The sequence below is a fragment of the Povalibacter sp. genome, assembly GCF_036520495.1.
Taxonomy (GTDB): domain Bacteria; phylum Pseudomonadota; class Gammaproteobacteria; order Steroidobacterales; family Steroidobacteraceae; genus Steroidobacter.
This window is the reverse complement of the sequence record NZ_DATDJO010000003.1, coordinates 52804-66209: the sequence shown is the minus strand read 5'-3', so window position 1 is coordinate 66209 and position 13406 is coordinate 52804. Positions and strand designations below refer to the sequence as shown.

Sequence of the window (13406 nt, the reverse complement as noted above, 5' to 3'; positions counted from 1 at the left end):
TTACTTCCGCACGACCGACGTGACGGGTGCGTGTGAGCTGCCGGAAGGCGTTGAGATGGTGATGCCTGGCGACAACATCAAGATGGTGGTGGAGCTGATCAGCCCGATTGCGATGGAAGATGGTCTGCGCTTTGCGATCCGCGAGGGCGGCAAGACCGTCGGCGCGGGCGTGGTGGCGAAGATTCTGAAGTGACGATTTGCTGGAACCACGGGATCCTCGCGCCGGCGGGGATTGACGGATTCCAGCAGAGATTCCCGCCGACGCGGGAATGACGATAGAGGCGGGAGGTGGCAACACCTTCCGCAGTTTGTTTGTAGACAACTGCGGTACTGCAACGCAGTGAAGTTTGTCCGCAGTTGTATCAAGAGGCGTATATGGCGACCAATCAGAACATCCGAATCAACCTGAAGGCCTTCGACCACAGGCTGATCGACAATTCCGCGCGTGAAATCGTGGAAACGGCAAAGCGCACGGGCGCCACGGTTCGTGGTCCGGTGCCGCTGCCCACCAAGATGGAGCGCTTCACTGTCCTGGCCGCCCCTCATGGCGACAAGGACGCTCGTGACCAGTACGAACTGCGTACCCACAAGCGCCTCATGGACATCCTGAACCCGACGGACAAGACCGTCGACGCTTTGATGAAGCTCGAGCTGCCGGCCGGCGTGGACGTGCAGATCAAGCTCAACTGACCTGGAGTGCAGGGGTATAGGCGCCAGTCGGAAGGGAAAAAAACTCCTTTTCAGACTGGGGCCTAGAATCGAACCCCGAACTCGAAAATTGGGCTTGCAAAGCAAGCTGAGCTGACTATAATTCGCGCCTCTTTTGCGCCGAGGCCTGGCCCTGACGGGGTACCGCTCGAGCGGCATGACCAGAAATCTACTGGTCTGCCTCTCCGTGGAACCCCCTCTTCAAGTCAACCTTGGCACTGACCGGTTTATTGGCATTGGCAACGTTCAATGCCGCGGTCTGGACGACGAACTTTTGGTATTTGCCCCCAGCCAATCGCAGCCGGGGCGCACAGGAACTAGAGGACATTACGATGAGCGCAACCAGGACCGTTGGTCTGGTCGGTCGTAAGGCTGGTATGACCCGCGTTTTCAATGACGCAGGGGAAGCAGTACCGGTGACCGTGATCGAGGCTCTGCCGAACCGCGTAACGCAGGTTCGCACGCCCGAGACTGATGGCTATCGCGCCGTTCAGGTCGCTTCAGGCAGCCGCAAGGCGTCGCACCTGGGTAAGGCCCAGGCGGGACACTATGCGAAAGTCAAAGTGGCTCCTGGCAGCTCCTTGACCGAATTCCGCCTTTCCGAAGGGCAGGGCGCCGATCTGGTTCCTGGCACCGAGATCAAGGTCGACCTGTTCCAGGTTGGTCAGATCGTCGACGTCACTGGCACGACCATCGGTAAGGGCTTTGCGGGCACCATGAAGCGTCACAACTTCGGTGGTCTGCCGGCTACGCACGGTGTCTCCGTGTCGCACCGGTCACCTGGCTCCATCGGCCAGCGTCAGACTCCGGGACGCGTCTTCAAGGGCAAGCGCATGTCCGGTCACATGGGCGTGGAGCGTCGTACCATCGAGAATCTCCAGGTCGTTCGCGTCGATGCAGAGCGCAACTTGCTCCTCATCCGCGGCGCTGTTCCGGGTGCTCCGGGTGGTGAAGTGATCGTGCGTGCGTCCGTGAAGGCCGCATCCCAGGCCAAGCGGAAGCGCAAGGTCGCCAATGCCAAGGCAGCGGTCCCGGGCAAGACCCCGGCCAAGAAGTAATCCGCCATGAAACTCAAGCTCGTAAGCAAGGGTGCGCAGTCGCAGGAAGTCCAGGTGTCGGACGCGACGTTTGCGCGGGAATACAACGAGTCGCTGCTTCATCAGGTCGTCGTGGCCTACATGAACGCCGGCCGTTCTGGCACGAAGCGCCAGAAATCGCGCGCCGAAGTGCGCGGCGGCGGCAAGAAGCCGTGGAATCAGAAGGGTACGGGCCAGGCCCGCGCCGGTTCCATCCGCAGCCCGATCTGGGTCGGTGGTGGCAGGGCGTTCGCTGCCCGGCCTCGCGACTACTCGCAGAAGGTCAATCGCAAGATGTACCGCGCTGCGCTGCAGGTGATGTTGTCGGAGTTGGCTCGCCAGGAACGCCTGTCGATCGTCGAAGCGCTCGAACTCGAAGCACCCAAGACCAAGCTGCTGCTGTCGCAGTTGAAGGATCTCGGCGTGGGCGAGGACGTGCTGGTGCTCATCGAAGCGCATGACGAGAAGCTGGATCTTGCATGCCGCAATCTGCCGTACGTCAACGTGCTGCCGGTCAGCGCGGTCGACCCGGTCAGTCTTGCGCGCCACAAGAATGTCGTTGCTACCGTCGGTGCGGTACGTCTGCTCGAAGAGAGGCTCGCATGAGTCAGGAAAGATTGATGTCCGTGCTGCTCGGGCCGCACGTGTCAGAGAAGAGCGCTCGCGTTGCCGAGGCAAATCAGTTTGTCTTCCGTGTGCGCCGCGATGCCAGCGCGCCCGAAATAAAGGCAGCTGTAGAGTTGATGTTCGAAGTGAAGGTTGCCAACGTCAACGTCGTGAACGTTGCTGGCAAGAAGAAGCGCTTCGGTCAGCGGATCGGACAGCGTCAGGATTTCAAGAAGGCTTATGTTCGGCTCGCGCCGGGACAGAGCATCGATCTCTCCGGCGCCGACGCCTGAGTCGTGTAAGGATCAGTCATCATGGCCTTGATCAAATCAAAACCAACGTCGCCGGGTCGACGTTTCCAGGTCTCGATTTCGCGCTCGCACCTGCACAAGGGCGGCCCGGAAGAGTCGCTGGTTGTCAGCAAGAATCGCACTGGCGCCCGTAACAATACTGGTCGTCAGACGGTTCGCCACCAGGGTGGTGGTCACAAACAGAGATACCGGCTGGTCGACTTCCTTCGTAACAAGGATGGCGTGCCCGGCAAGGTCGAGCGCATCGAATACGATCCGAATCGCACGGCGCATCTCGCGCTGGTGTTGTACGCGGACGGCGAGCGTCGCTACATCATTGCGCCGAAGGGCGTGGTGGCCGGTGATACGGTGCAGTCGGGTGCGGAATCTCCGATCAAGCCCGGCAATACGCTGCAGCTGCGGAATATTCCGATCGGCTCGACGATTCACTGCATCGAACTCAAGCCCGGCAAGGGTGCGCAGATCGCGCGCAGCGCCGGTGGTTCCGCGCAGCTGGCTGCTCGGGACGGTTCCTACGCGACGGTCCGTCTGCGATCGACAGAGATGCGCAAGGTGCACATCGATTGCCGCGCCACCATCGGTGAAGTGTCAAACGAAGAACACAGCCTGCGAAGCTACGGCAAGGCCGGCGCAATTCGCTGGCGCGGTATCCGCCCGACGGTTCGTGGTGTGGTCATGAACCCCGTCGATCACCCGCACGGTGGTGGTGAAGGCAAGTCCGGCCAGGGTAATCCGCACCCGGTGAGCCCGTGGGGCTGGAACACCAAGGGCAAGAAGACACGTCGCAACAAGCGTACGGCAGGCATGATCCTGCGCCGCCGTAACTAATTGAGGAGCGCAGACAGTGCCTCGTTCGATCAAGAAGGGTCCGTTCGTCGACCTGCACCTCGCCAAGAAGGTGCGCGTCGCCGCAGAAAAGAACGATCGTCGGCCGATCAAGACATGGTCGCGTCGCTCGATGATTCTGCCGGACATGGTGGGACTGACGATTGCCGTGCACAACGGTCGTCAGCACGTGCCGGTATTGGTTTCGGAAAACATGGTCGGCCACAAGCTGGGTGAATTTGCGCCAACGCGCACGTTCAAATCCCACTCCGGCGACAAGAAGGGCTGATTATGCAAGTCGCAGCCAAATTGAAGTACGCGCGCATTTCGCCGCAGAAATGCCGTCTGATTGCGGACATGGTCCGCGGTGAGCCGGTGGGCAAGGCGCTCAACACGCTACGTTTCACGCCGAAGAAGGGCGCGGAGCTGGTGCGCAAGGTGCTCGAGTCCGCTATTGCGAACGCCGAGAACAACCTGAGCGCAGACGTGGACGAGCTGAAGGTGCAGGCCATCACGATCGATGCCGCGCCGGTGCTGAAGCGTTTCGCTGCCCGTGCGAAGGGCCGCGGTACGCGGATCTGGAAGCGCAACAGTCACATCATCGTGACCGTTGGCGACGGCAAAGCGGAATAACGGCAGGCGAGCACAGTCATGGGTCAGAAAGTAAATCCGATCGGTTTTCGCCTCGGCATCACGCGCGACTGGACTTCGAAGTGGTACGCATCCACGAAGAATTTCCCAGCGCACGTGTACACCGATTACCTGGTGCGCGAGTTCCTGAAGAAGAGGCTCGTCGAGGCGTCGGTGAGCCGCATTCAGATCGAACGCGCTGCTCGCAAGGTGAACATCACGATCCATACGGCACGTCCGGGCATCGTAATCGGCAAGAAGGGCGAGGACATCGAGAAGCTGCGCGGCCAGGTCGCGAAGATCATGAAGATGCCGACGACCGATGTCCGCATCAACATTGCGGAGATCCGCAAGCCTGAGCTGGATGCGCAGCTCGTGGCCGATGGCATTGCTCAGCAGCTCGAGCGTCGCGTGATGTTCCGTCGCGCCATGAAGCGCGCCGTGACGAACACGATGCGCATCGGCGCACTGGGCATCAAGGTTCGCGCCTCGGGTCGTCTGAACGGATCGGAAATAGCGCGGACGGAAGTCTATCGCGAAGGTCGCGTGCCGCTGCACACGCTGCGCGCCGAGATCGACTACGGCCTGGCCGAGGCGAAGACGACCTACGGAATCATCGGAGTGAAGGTCTGGATCTTCAAGGGTGAAGTATTCAGCCAGCAGGAAGCGCCAGCGGAAGCAACCGACGGCCAGGCGGCAACGCCGGCTGCGGAGGCAACGGCCTGAGAATGGCCAGAGGTGCCTGGTCAGAAGCCGGGCGCCAGGTGGTCAGTTAGCCGAGTGACAACGACATGATGCAACCAAAACGAACCAAGTACCGCAAGGCGTTCAAGGGCCGCAATGCCGGTCTCGCGCAGGGCGGCAACTATGTTGCTTTCGGCGAGTACGGTCTGAAAGCGACCAGCCGCGCCCGCATGACCGCCCGCGAGCTCGAAGCCGCGCGTCGTGCGATGACCCGCTATGTGAAGCGTGGCGGCCAGATCTGGGTACGTGTGTTCCCGGACCTGCCGATCTCGAAGAAGCCTCTCGAAGTCCGAATGGGCAGCGGTAAGGGCAACGTCGAGTACTACGTGGCGAAGGTCAAGCCTGGCAAGGTGCTGTTCGAGATGGAAGGCGTGACGGAAACGATCGCTCGCGAAGCGTTCCGCCTTGCTGCCTCGAAGCTGTCGGTCGACACCCAGTTCGTTACGCGCCACGTGCGTTGATCAGGAATCGATATGAGCGCGAAAGACCTCCGTACCAAGTCGGCCGCAGAACTGCAGAAAGAGCTGCTGGATCTGCGCCGTGAACAATTCAATCTGCGTATGGCCCGGGCGACCGGCCAGACGGCGAAGCCCGATCAGTTCAGCAAGGTTCGCCGCAACATCGCGCGCCTGAAGACAGTGCAGGGCGAGCAGCATCGCACTGCGAAGGGTAAGTGAGCATGAGCAAGCAAACAAAGCCGGCTGAAGCCCCTGCTGCCGAGAAGGTCGTCAAGACCGTCACGGGCAAGGTAGTCAGCATCAAGATGCAGAAGACGATTACGGTCGTCGTAGAGCGCTATGAGCCGCATCCCCGTTACGGCAAGTACATTCGCCGCACGACGCGTCTGTTGGCCCATGACGAGAACAGCGAGAGCCGCGAAGGCGACGTCGTTGCGATCGAAGAGTGCCGGCCACTGTCGCGCCGGAAGAATTTTCGCCTGGTGCGGATCATCACCCGCGCTGATCGGACCGCAGGAGCAGCAACGCCATGATTCAGATGCAAACGTTGCTCAACGCCGCTGACAACAGCGGCGCCCGCAGCCTGATGTGTATCAAGGTGCTGGGTGGCTCGAAGCGTCGCTATGCGACGGTCGGCGATGTCATCAAGGTCAGCGTCCGCGATGCCATTCCGCGCGGCAAAGTGAAGAAGGGCGAGGTGTACGACGCTGTCGTCGTGCGCACACGTTTCGGCGTGCGTCGTCCCGACGGTTCGATGATCCGTTTCGACGGTAACGCGGCTGTGCTGCTGAACCCGAAGCTGGAGCCGATCGGCACGCGCATCTTCGGACCGGTCACGCGCGAGCTGCGTACGTCGCAGTTCATGAAGATCATCTCGCTGGCGCCGGAAGTACTGTGAATTGGCCGACTGGCCTGCTGGCTGGATAGCCAGTGAGCCGGTGAACCAGTAAGCCAAGGGTTGTAGGTATGAACAAGATTCGCAAAGGTGACGAAGTCGTTGTAACGGCAGGCCGTGATAAAGGTCGCCGTGGCACCGTCATCAAGGTTCTCGAGGGCCAGGTGCTCGTCGAGAGCGTCAACATGGTTAAGCGGCACACGAAGCCGAACCCGCAGCGCAATGTGCAGGGCGGCATCGTGGAGAAGGAATCCGCGATCGATCTGTCGAACGTGATGCTGTGGAACCCGGTGACCAAGAAGGGCGATCGTGTCGGCGTACGTTCGCTGGCGGATGGCCGCAAGGTGCGCTTCTTCAAGTCCAACAAGGAAGTGGTTGACGCGTAAGCGTCGCAAAAGGATCGACGCGTAGGCGTCGCAGAGGATCAGGCGCGTAAGCGTCGCGTAGATCGCAGTAACGAACAGTCGGATTTTTTATGGCCAGACTTCATCAGTACTACCGCGAAAAAGTGGTGCCAGAGCTCCAGAAGAGCCTCGGCGTCAAGAACATCATGCAGGTACCGAAGATCACCAAGATCACGGTCAACATGGGTGTGGGCGAAGCGGTCGCCGACAAGAAGATCATGGACCATGCCGTGGCTGATCTGACCAAGATCACAGGGCAGAAGCCATTGATCACCAAGTCGCGTAAATCGGTCGCGACATTCAAGCTGCGTGATGGCCTGGCGATTGGCTGCAAAGTCACGCTGCGTGGCGCGCGCATGTATGAATTCCTGGATCGCCTCGTGAATATCGCGATGCCGCGCATCCGCGACTTCCGTGGCGTGAGCGCACGTTCCTTCGACGGCCAGGGCAACTACAACTTTGGCGTCAAAGAACAGATCATTTTCCCGGAGATCGCGTACGACCAGATCGACGCAATCCGAGGCATGGACATTACGATCACGACGACTGCGCCGGACGACAAAAGCGGTCGTGCGTTGCTCGAAGCGTTCAGTTTTCCGTTCCGCAAGTAATTTTTTTAAGTTAGGCGACAGGCGTACCCATGGCCAAGACATCGATGGTCAATCGCGAAGAGAAGCGTGCGAAGCTCGTGAAGCGCTATGCCGCTAAGCGCGCACGGCTCAAAGAAATCATTCGCAAGCCGACATCTTCGCCGGCGGAGCGCGAAGCCGCAGTTGCACAGTTGCAGGCATTGCCGCGCGATTCGAGCAAGTCGCGCCAGCGCAACCGTTGTCAGATCACCGGTCGTCCTCGCGGTGTTTACCGCAAGTTCGGTCTCGGTCGTACCAAGCTGCGCGAGGCAACTCTGCGTGGTGAAATTCCAGGCCTCGGGCTGGCCAGCTGGTAAAGCTGGTACCACTGGAGCACCTACATGAGCATGACGGATCCCATTGCCGATTTCCTGACCCGCATTCGCAACGGCCAGTCCTCGGGGAAACCCGCGGTCAACGCGCCGGCATCCAAGCTGAAGCTTGCGATCGCGAAAGTGCTGAAGGACGAAGGCTACATTGAAGATTTCTCTTCGGACGTGCAGGAAGGCAAGCCCACGCTTGCCGTGCAGCTGAAGTACTACCAGGGCCGACCGGTCATCGACCGGCTGGAGCGGGTGAGTCGCCCCGGCCTGCGTGTCTACAAGGGTAAGGACGAACTGCCGACGATTCTCGGCGGTCTCGGCGTTGCCATCGTGTCGACCTCGCAGGGCGTGATGACTGATCGCCAGGCACGCGCAGCCGGTCACGGCGGCGAAGTGCTCTGCATCGTTTCCTAAGGTGCACAAATGTCTCGAGTAGCAAAACAGCCGGTTGCCCTGCCGAAGGGTGTAACCGCAACGATCAGCGCCGACCTGGTTGCCATAAGTGGTGCGAAGGGTTCGCTGTCGCTTGCGATCAACAACAAGCACGTGAAAGTCGTCCAGGATGCGGACGAGCTGAAGGTCGAGAAGGCCAACGACAGCCGCGAAGCGGACATGCTGGCTGGTTCGACCCGCGCACATCTGGCGAACATCGTCGAGGGCGTGAGCAAGGGTTACGAGCGTAAGCTCGAACTCGTCGGAGTCGGTTACCGAGCACAGGCCCAGGGCAAGAACCTGAACCTGACGCTCGGCTTCTCGCACCCCGTCGTTTACGAGGCGCCTGAAGGCATCACGATCGAGACTCCGAGCCAGACCGAGATTCTGGTGAAGGGTAACGACGTGCAGAAGGTCGGGCAGGTTGCCGCCGACATTCGCAGCTTCCGTCCGCCGGAGCCTTACAAGGGCAAGGGTGTGCGCTACAGCGGCGAGAAGATCGAACTGAAGGAAGCGAAGAAGAAGTAATCGCTTTGCTTCAGGTAACCACGAGATACGAGTAACGAGTGATGAACAAGAATGCCCAGCGTTTGCGTCGTGCGGTCCGCGCACGCGCCAAGATTCGCGAACTGAAGGCGCTGCGTCTGTCTGTGCATCGCACGTCGCAGCACATCTACGCGCAGATCCTCGATGTCGATTCGAAGGTTCTGGCCGTTGCTTCAACGGTGCAGAAGGACGTGCGCGGCGAGCTGAAAGGCACCGGCAACGTCACGGCTGCAGCTGCAGTCGGCAAGGCAATCGCCGAAAAGGCGAAGGCAGCCGGTATCAAGCAGGTCGCATTCGATCGTTCCGGTTTCAAGTATCACGGTCGCATCAAGGCGTTGGCCGATGCCGCACGTGAAAACGGGCTTGAGTTCTAAGAGCTCCGAGGAATAGATAATGGCCAGAGTTGAAAGAACTGCCTCAAGCGACGAGTACATCGAGAAACTCGTGGCAGTAAATCGCGTCGCCAAGGTCGTGAAGGGCGGACGTCAGTTCGGCTTCACTGCGCTGACGGTCGTAGGTGACGGACGCGGCAAAGTCGGCTTCGGGTATGGCAAGGCGCGTGAAGTGCCGGTCGCCATCCAGAAGGCGATGCAGGCTGCCCGCAAGAACCTTGCTTCGGTTGCCCTGAAGAACGCGACGCTGCACTACGCGCTGAAGGGCGCGCACGGCGCCACGCGCGTGTACATGCAGCCTGCAGCTGACGGTACCGGCCTCATCGCCGGTGGCGGAATGCGCGCAGTGTTCGAGTGCGCCGGCGTCCGCAACGTGCTGGCGAAGAGCTACGGCTCGCGCAACCCGATCAACGTCGTACGCGCGACATTCAAGGCACTGACCAGCATTCAGTCGCCTGAAGACATTGCTGCGAAGCGCGGCAAGCGCGTCGAAGACATCCTGGGCGCCTGAGCCCCGAAGTGACCCGACTGGATTGAAGTCATGGCCAACGCGAAACTGAAGTCGATCAAAGTCACGCTGATCAAGAGCGTGTTCGGACAGCTGAAGTCGCACCGCGCAACCGTGCGCGGTCTCGGCTTGCGCAAGATCCGCGACACGTCGATCGTCGCAGACACGCCAGAGATCCGCGGCATGATCCGCGCCTCCGGCCACATATTGAAAGTGGAAGAAGCCGTCTGAGCTCTGCTCGACTGCTAACCTGGGACTGATTCCATGAAACTGAATACCATCGCCCCGAATCCCGACAGCAAGAAGACGCGGCTGCGCGTCGGTCGTGGTGCCTCCGCCGGCCAGGGCAAGACCTGCGGCCGTGGTGTCAAGGGTCAGCGCGCTCGCAAGGGCGGCTACCACAAGGTCGGCTTCGAAGGCGGCCAGATGCCATTGCAGCGCCGCCTGCCGAAGGTGGGCTTTCGCTCGAAGGTGAAGGCAACCGTGGCCGAAGTGCGTCTGTCGGAGCTCGCGAAGCTCGAAGGCACGATCGTCGATCTCGCTGCACTCAAGGCTGCGAATGTGGTGCCGGCGCAGGCATTGCGTGCGCGCATCGTCGCGTCCGGCGAGTTTGCCAAGGCAGTGACTGTCAAGGGCATCCACCTGACCAAGGGCGCGAAGGCGGCGATCGAGGCCGCTGGCGGCACGGTCGAAGCCTGATTGATGGCTGATTGCAGTCGTTAGCTCCTTACTGAATCACCAGAGAACCAGTGGCCACTAAATCCGCCGCCACATCATCGCTCTCCGCCTTTGGCGAGATGACCCGCTTCGCAGAGTTGCGACAGCGGCTGTTCTTCTTGCTGGGAGCGCTGGTCGTATACCGCATCGGAACGTTCATTCCGGTGCCGGGCATCGATCCGATTGCGCTGGCGCGATTCTTCGAGTCGCAGCAGGGCACGATCCTGAGCATGGTGAACATGTTCTCCGGCGGTGCGATCGAGCGTCTGTCGATCTTTGCGCTGGGTGTGATGCCGTACATTTCGGCGTCGATCATCATCCAGATGATGGCGGTCGTGCTGCCATCGCTGGCGTCGATCAAGAAGGAAGGCGAGTCCGGTCGGCGCAAGCTGACGCAGTACACGCGCTATGGCACTGTATTTCTCGCTGCTGTCCAGGGCTCTTCGGCAGCCATTGCGTTGCAGAATCAAGGCGTTGTGATCTCCACGGGGCCGCAGTTCGTGTTCGTTGCCACGGTGACGTTGATTGCAGGAACAATGTTCCTGATGTGGCTGGGCGAGCAGATCACCGAGCGCGGCCTGGGCAACGGTATTTCGATGATCATTCTGTCCGGCATCGTCGCGGGGTTGCCCGCAGCAGTGGCTGGAACGTTGGAACTGGTGCGCACCGGTGAGCTGAATCCAGCGTTCGCGCTGATCCTGTTCGCGATGGTCATTGCGGTGACGGCATTCGTCGTGTTCGTGGAGCGCGGCCAGCGCCGCATCCAGGTGAACTACGCCAAGCGTCAGCAGGGTCGTAAGCTGTACGCGGGGCAGAGCACGCATTTGCCGTTCAAGCTGAACATGTCGGGTGTGATTCCGCCGATCTTTGCATCGAGCCTGTTGCTGTTTCCGGCGACGATTGCCAGCTGGTCCAGCACTTCACAGGGCCTGAGCTGGTTGCAGAACGTTGCGGCAGCGCTCGGCCCTGGTCAGCCAGCTCACATGCTGCTGTACGGGGCGCTGATCATTTTCTTCGCCTTCTTCTATACCGCGCTGGTGTTCAACTCGCGGGAGACGGCCGAGAACCTGAAGAAGTCAGGTGCCTTCATTCCGGGGATCCGTCCGGGGCAGCAGACTGGCGAGTACATCGACAAGGTGCTGACTCGCCTGACGCTCTGGGGCGCTCTGTACATCGCGGTGGTCTGCTTGCTACCCGAGTTTCTGATTTCGAAGTTCAGCGTGCCGTTCTACTTCGGTGGTACGTCGCTGCTGATCATGGTGGTGGTGATCATGGATTTTCAGGCCCAGGTGGCGGCTCATCTGATGTCGCACCAGTACGAAGGCTTGATGAAGAAGGCCAACCTGCGTGGGTACGGCCGACCAGGTCAGACTTAGCTAGGCCAGACCTGATTCCCCGTCGCGGGATTTTGGAGAGTTGTCATGAAGGTTCGCGCTTCCGTCAAAAAGATCTGCAAGAACTGCAAGGTCGTCCGCCGCCGTCGCGTGGTGTATGTCATTTGCTCAGACGCCCGTCACAAGCAGCGCCAGGGTTAATACCCGGGCACGTTTGTTAAAGCGTTGAGTTACAGGGTTTTTTAGTTTACAGTTCCGCGCTTTTCTTCGCGGAAGAGAGAGTAGGCAATGGCTCGTATCGCCGGTATCAACATACCGATGAATAAGCACGTGTGGGTGGGATTGACTTCCATCTACGGCGTTGGTGTAACGCAGGCAAAAAAGGCCTGTGTGGCCGCCGGCGTGAAGCTGAACACCTTGGTCAAGGATCTCACGGATGCTGAGGTTACAGCCCTGCGCTCGCAGGTCAGTAAGCTCACTGTCGAGGGCGACCTGCGGCGTGAAGTCTCCATGAACATCAAGCGTTTGATGGACCTTGGTTGCTACCGTGGCATCCGTCATCGCCGTGGCCTGCCGTTGCGCGGTCAGCGCACGCGCACCAATGCCCGTACCCGTAAGGGTCCGCGCAAGGCCGCCGTGAAGATGAATGCTGCTACGGGCAAGTCGTAATACGGCAACTAGCTGTTGGTGCCTGGCCGCTGGCCAGGTTTTCACAGCAAGTCTTTATCGTTTGATGAGGCAACATGGCTGAGCAGAAGCAACAGACGGCGGGTGGATCGAAAGGCCGCAAGAAGGTCAAGAAGCACGTGACGGACGGCGTCGCGCACGTGCACGCTTCCTTCAACAACACGATCATCACGATCACCGATCGCCAGGGCAATGCCCTGTCGTGGGCGACGTCGGGTGGTTGTGGATTCCGTGGTTCACGTAAGAGCACGCCGTATGCCGCGCAGGTCGCTGCCGAGAAGGCTGGCACTGCTGCTCAGGAACACGGTCTGAAGACCGTTGAAGTCCGCGTGACGGGTCCTGGTCCTGGTCGTGAGTCTGCGGTTCGCGCGCTCAATGCCTGCGGCCTCAAGGTCACCAATATTTCTGACGTGACGCCGATCCCGCACAACGGGTGCCGGCCGCCGAAGAAGCGTCGCGTCTGATTGCCCGCGAATAGCCGCGGCGAGGAATTTTCATGGCACGTTATCTGGGTCCGAAGTGCAAGTTGTCGCGCCGCGAAGGCACGGACTTGTTCCTCAAGAGCGGCGTAAAGTCGCTCGAATCGAAGTGCAAGCTCGAAGTGCCGCCGGGCGGCATCAAGGGCGAGCGCAAGTCGCGCCTGTCCGACTACGGCGTGCAGCTGCGCGAGAAGCAGAAGCTGCGTCGTATGTACGGCGTCCTTGAAAAGCAGTTCCGCAACTACTACATCAAGGCTTCCGGTCGTCCGGGCGCTACCGGTTCGGTGCTGTTGCAGATGCTTGAAGCGCGTCTGGACAACGTCGTTTACCGCATGGGTTTCGCATCGACGCGCTCTGAGGCCCGTCAGCTCGTCAGCCACAAGTCCGTCAATGTGAACGGCGAAGTGGTGAGCATCGCTTCCTATCAGTGCAAAGCGGGCGATGTGGTGGCGATTCGCGAGAAGGCGCAGAAGCAGCTGCGTATTCAGTCGGCGCTGCAGATCAAGTCGCAGGTCGGTTTCCCGCAATGGGTGGAAGTCGACGAGAAGAAGCTCACCGGCACGTTCAAGCAGCTTCCGGATCGGCAAGACATCCTGCCGGACATCAACGAGAACCTCGTGGTCGAACTGTATTCGAAGTGATCCTGGGATTCTGCCGGGGACGCATGTCCCCGGAATTGGTTTTGGTTGCGCTCACCTCTGG

General features: G+C 60.3%; 25 protein-coding genes and 2 pseudogenes. All 27 read left to right on the top strand.

The genetic code is table 11. The features are described from left to right. Positions 1-193: pseudogene (tuf, locus tag VIZ63_RS00925) on the top strand (elongation factor Tu); the annotation flags it as partial. 182 nt (positions 194-375) lie between these two features. Continuing rightward, the gene (rpsJ, locus tag VIZ63_RS00920; protein ID WP_331607592.1) at positions 376-690 is read left to right on the top strand and encodes a 30S ribosomal protein S10; all 315 of its coding nucleotides are present in this window, start codon (positions 376-378) and stop codon (positions 688-690) included. 350 nt (positions 691-1040) lie between these two features. Beyond that, positions 1041-1688, top strand: a pseudogene (gene rplC / locus VIZ63_RS00915) (50S ribosomal protein L3); the annotation flags it as partial. A gap of 84 nt (positions 1689-1772) precedes the next feature. Next, on the top strand, positions 1773-2390 hold the full coding sequence (rplD, locus tag VIZ63_RS00910; protein WP_331607591.1) for a 50S ribosomal protein L4: 618 nt from the start codon (positions 1773-1775) through the stop codon (positions 2388-2390). Then, a complete protein-coding gene (rplW, locus tag VIZ63_RS00905) occupies positions 2387-2683 on the top strand; it encodes a 50S ribosomal protein L23 (protein WP_331607590.1) in 297 nt (98 codons plus the stop codon). The genes rplD and rplW overlap by 4 nt, the downstream gene beginning before the upstream one ends. A 21-nt stretch (positions 2684-2704) precedes the next feature. Further along, positions 2705-3529, top strand: a complete 825-nt coding sequence (gene rplB / locus VIZ63_RS00900; RefSeq protein ID WP_331607589.1) for a 50S ribosomal protein L2 — start codon at positions 2705-2707, stop codon at positions 3527-3529. A gap of 16 nt (positions 3530-3545) precedes the next feature. Further along, a complete protein-coding gene (gene rpsS / locus VIZ63_RS00895) occupies positions 3546-3815 on the top strand; it encodes a 30S ribosomal protein S19 (RefSeq protein ID WP_331607588.1) in 270 nt (89 codons plus the stop codon). A gap of 2 nt (positions 3816-3817) precedes the next feature. Next, the gene (gene rplV, locus VIZ63_RS00890; RefSeq protein ID WP_331607587.1) at positions 3818-4159 is read left to right on the top strand and encodes a 50S ribosomal protein L22; all 342 of its coding nucleotides are present in this window, start codon (positions 3818-3820) and stop codon (positions 4157-4159) included. 18 nt (positions 4160-4177) lie between these two features. Further along, positions 4178-4882, top strand: a complete 705-nt coding sequence (gene rpsC, locus VIZ63_RS00885) for a 30S ribosomal protein S3 (protein WP_331607586.1) — start codon at positions 4178-4180, stop codon at positions 4880-4882. Between the two features lie 65 nt (positions 4883-4947). Further along, complete coding sequence (rplP, locus tag VIZ63_RS00880; RefSeq protein WP_331607585.1) at positions 4948-5361, top strand: 50S ribosomal protein L16; 414 nt, start codon at positions 4948-4950, stop codon at positions 5359-5361. Positions 5362-5373: 12 nt separating this feature from the next. Further along, complete coding sequence (gene rpmC, locus VIZ63_RS00875) at positions 5374-5577, top strand: 50S ribosomal protein L29 (protein WP_331607584.1); 204 nt, start codon at positions 5374-5376, stop codon at positions 5575-5577. A gap of 2 nt (positions 5578-5579) precedes the next feature. Further along, a complete protein-coding gene (rpsQ, locus tag VIZ63_RS00870) occupies positions 5580-5891 on the top strand; it encodes a 30S ribosomal protein S17 (protein ID WP_331607583.1) in 312 nt (103 codons plus the stop codon). After that, positions 5888-6256, top strand: a complete 369-nt coding sequence (rplN, locus tag VIZ63_RS00865; RefSeq protein ID WP_324317773.1) for a 50S ribosomal protein L14 — start codon at positions 5888-5890, stop codon at positions 6254-6256. The genes rpsQ and rplN overlap by 4 nt, the downstream gene beginning before the upstream one ends. 68 nt (positions 6257-6324) lie before the next feature. Next, positions 6325-6639: a 50S ribosomal protein L24 gene (rplX, locus tag VIZ63_RS00860; protein ID WP_331607582.1), complete on the top strand. Its 315-nt coding sequence runs from the start codon at positions 6325-6327 to the stop codon at positions 6637-6639. 89 nt (positions 6640-6728) lie between these two features. Continuing rightward, complete coding sequence (gene rplE / locus VIZ63_RS00855; RefSeq protein WP_331607581.1) at positions 6729-7268, top strand: 50S ribosomal protein L5; 540 nt, start codon at positions 6729-6731, stop codon at positions 7266-7268. Positions 7269-7297: 29 nt separating this feature from the next. Continuing rightward, the gene (rpsN, locus tag VIZ63_RS00850; protein ID WP_331607580.1) at positions 7298-7603 is read left to right on the top strand and encodes a 30S ribosomal protein S14; all 306 of its coding nucleotides are present in this window, start codon (positions 7298-7300) and stop codon (positions 7601-7603) included. Between the two features lie 24 nt (positions 7604-7627). Beyond that, positions 7628-8023, top strand: coding sequence for a 30S ribosomal protein S8 (gene rpsH / locus VIZ63_RS00845; protein ID WP_331607579.1), 396 nt, complete (start codon positions 7628-7630; stop codon positions 8021-8023). Positions 8024-8032: 9 nt separating this feature from the next. Next, the gene (rplF, locus tag VIZ63_RS00840; RefSeq protein ID WP_331607578.1) at positions 8033-8569 is read left to right on the top strand and encodes a 50S ribosomal protein L6; all 537 of its coding nucleotides are present in this window, start codon (positions 8033-8035) and stop codon (positions 8567-8569) included. A gap of 41 nt (positions 8570-8610) precedes the next feature. Further along, a complete protein-coding gene (rplR, locus tag VIZ63_RS00835) occupies positions 8611-8961 on the top strand; it encodes a 50S ribosomal protein L18 (protein ID WP_331607577.1) in 351 nt (116 codons plus the stop codon). Between the two features lie 19 nt (positions 8962-8980). Beyond that, positions 8981-9490 (top strand): 30S ribosomal protein S5, encoded by a 510-nt coding sequence (gene rpsE, locus VIZ63_RS00830; protein ID WP_331607576.1) that lies wholly within the window; start codon positions 8981-8983, stop codon positions 9488-9490. Between the two features lie 30 nt (positions 9491-9520). After that, entirely contained in the window at positions 9521-9718 is a 198-nt protein-coding gene (gene rpmD / locus VIZ63_RS00825; RefSeq protein ID WP_331607575.1) for a 50S ribosomal protein L30, read from the top strand. Between the two features lie 33 nt (positions 9719-9751). Then, entirely contained in the window at positions 9752-10186 is a 435-nt protein-coding gene (rplO, locus tag VIZ63_RS00820) for a 50S ribosomal protein L15 (protein ID WP_331607574.1), read from the top strand. Positions 10187-10284: 98 nt separating this feature from the next. Beyond that, entirely contained in the window at positions 10285-11580 is a 1296-nt protein-coding gene (gene secY, locus VIZ63_RS00815; RefSeq protein WP_331607594.1) for a preprotein translocase subunit SecY, read from the top strand. Positions 11581-11625: 45 nt separating this feature from the next. After that, positions 11626-11739, top strand: a complete 114-nt coding sequence (gene rpmJ, locus VIZ63_RS00810) for a 50S ribosomal protein L36 (protein ID WP_116808875.1) — start codon at positions 11626-11628, stop codon at positions 11737-11739. 87 nt (positions 11740-11826) lie between these two features. Then, positions 11827-12207 carry a 30S ribosomal protein S13 gene (gene rpsM / locus VIZ63_RS00805; protein ID WP_331607573.1) on the top strand — a complete coding sequence of 127 codons (381 nt, stop codon included), beginning with the start codon at positions 11827-11829 and terminating at the stop codon, positions 12205-12207. A 74-nt stretch (positions 12208-12281) separates the two neighbouring features. Beyond that, positions 12282-12689 (top strand): 30S ribosomal protein S11, encoded by a 408-nt coding sequence (gene rpsK / locus VIZ63_RS00800; RefSeq protein WP_331607572.1) that lies wholly within the window; start codon positions 12282-12284, stop codon positions 12687-12689. 32 nt (positions 12690-12721) lie between these two features. Next, the gene (gene rpsD, locus VIZ63_RS00795; protein WP_331607571.1) at positions 12722-13345 is read left to right on the top strand and encodes a 30S ribosomal protein S4; all 624 of its coding nucleotides are present in this window, start codon (positions 12722-12724) and stop codon (positions 13343-13345) included. Positions 13346-13406 lie beyond the last annotated feature (61 nt).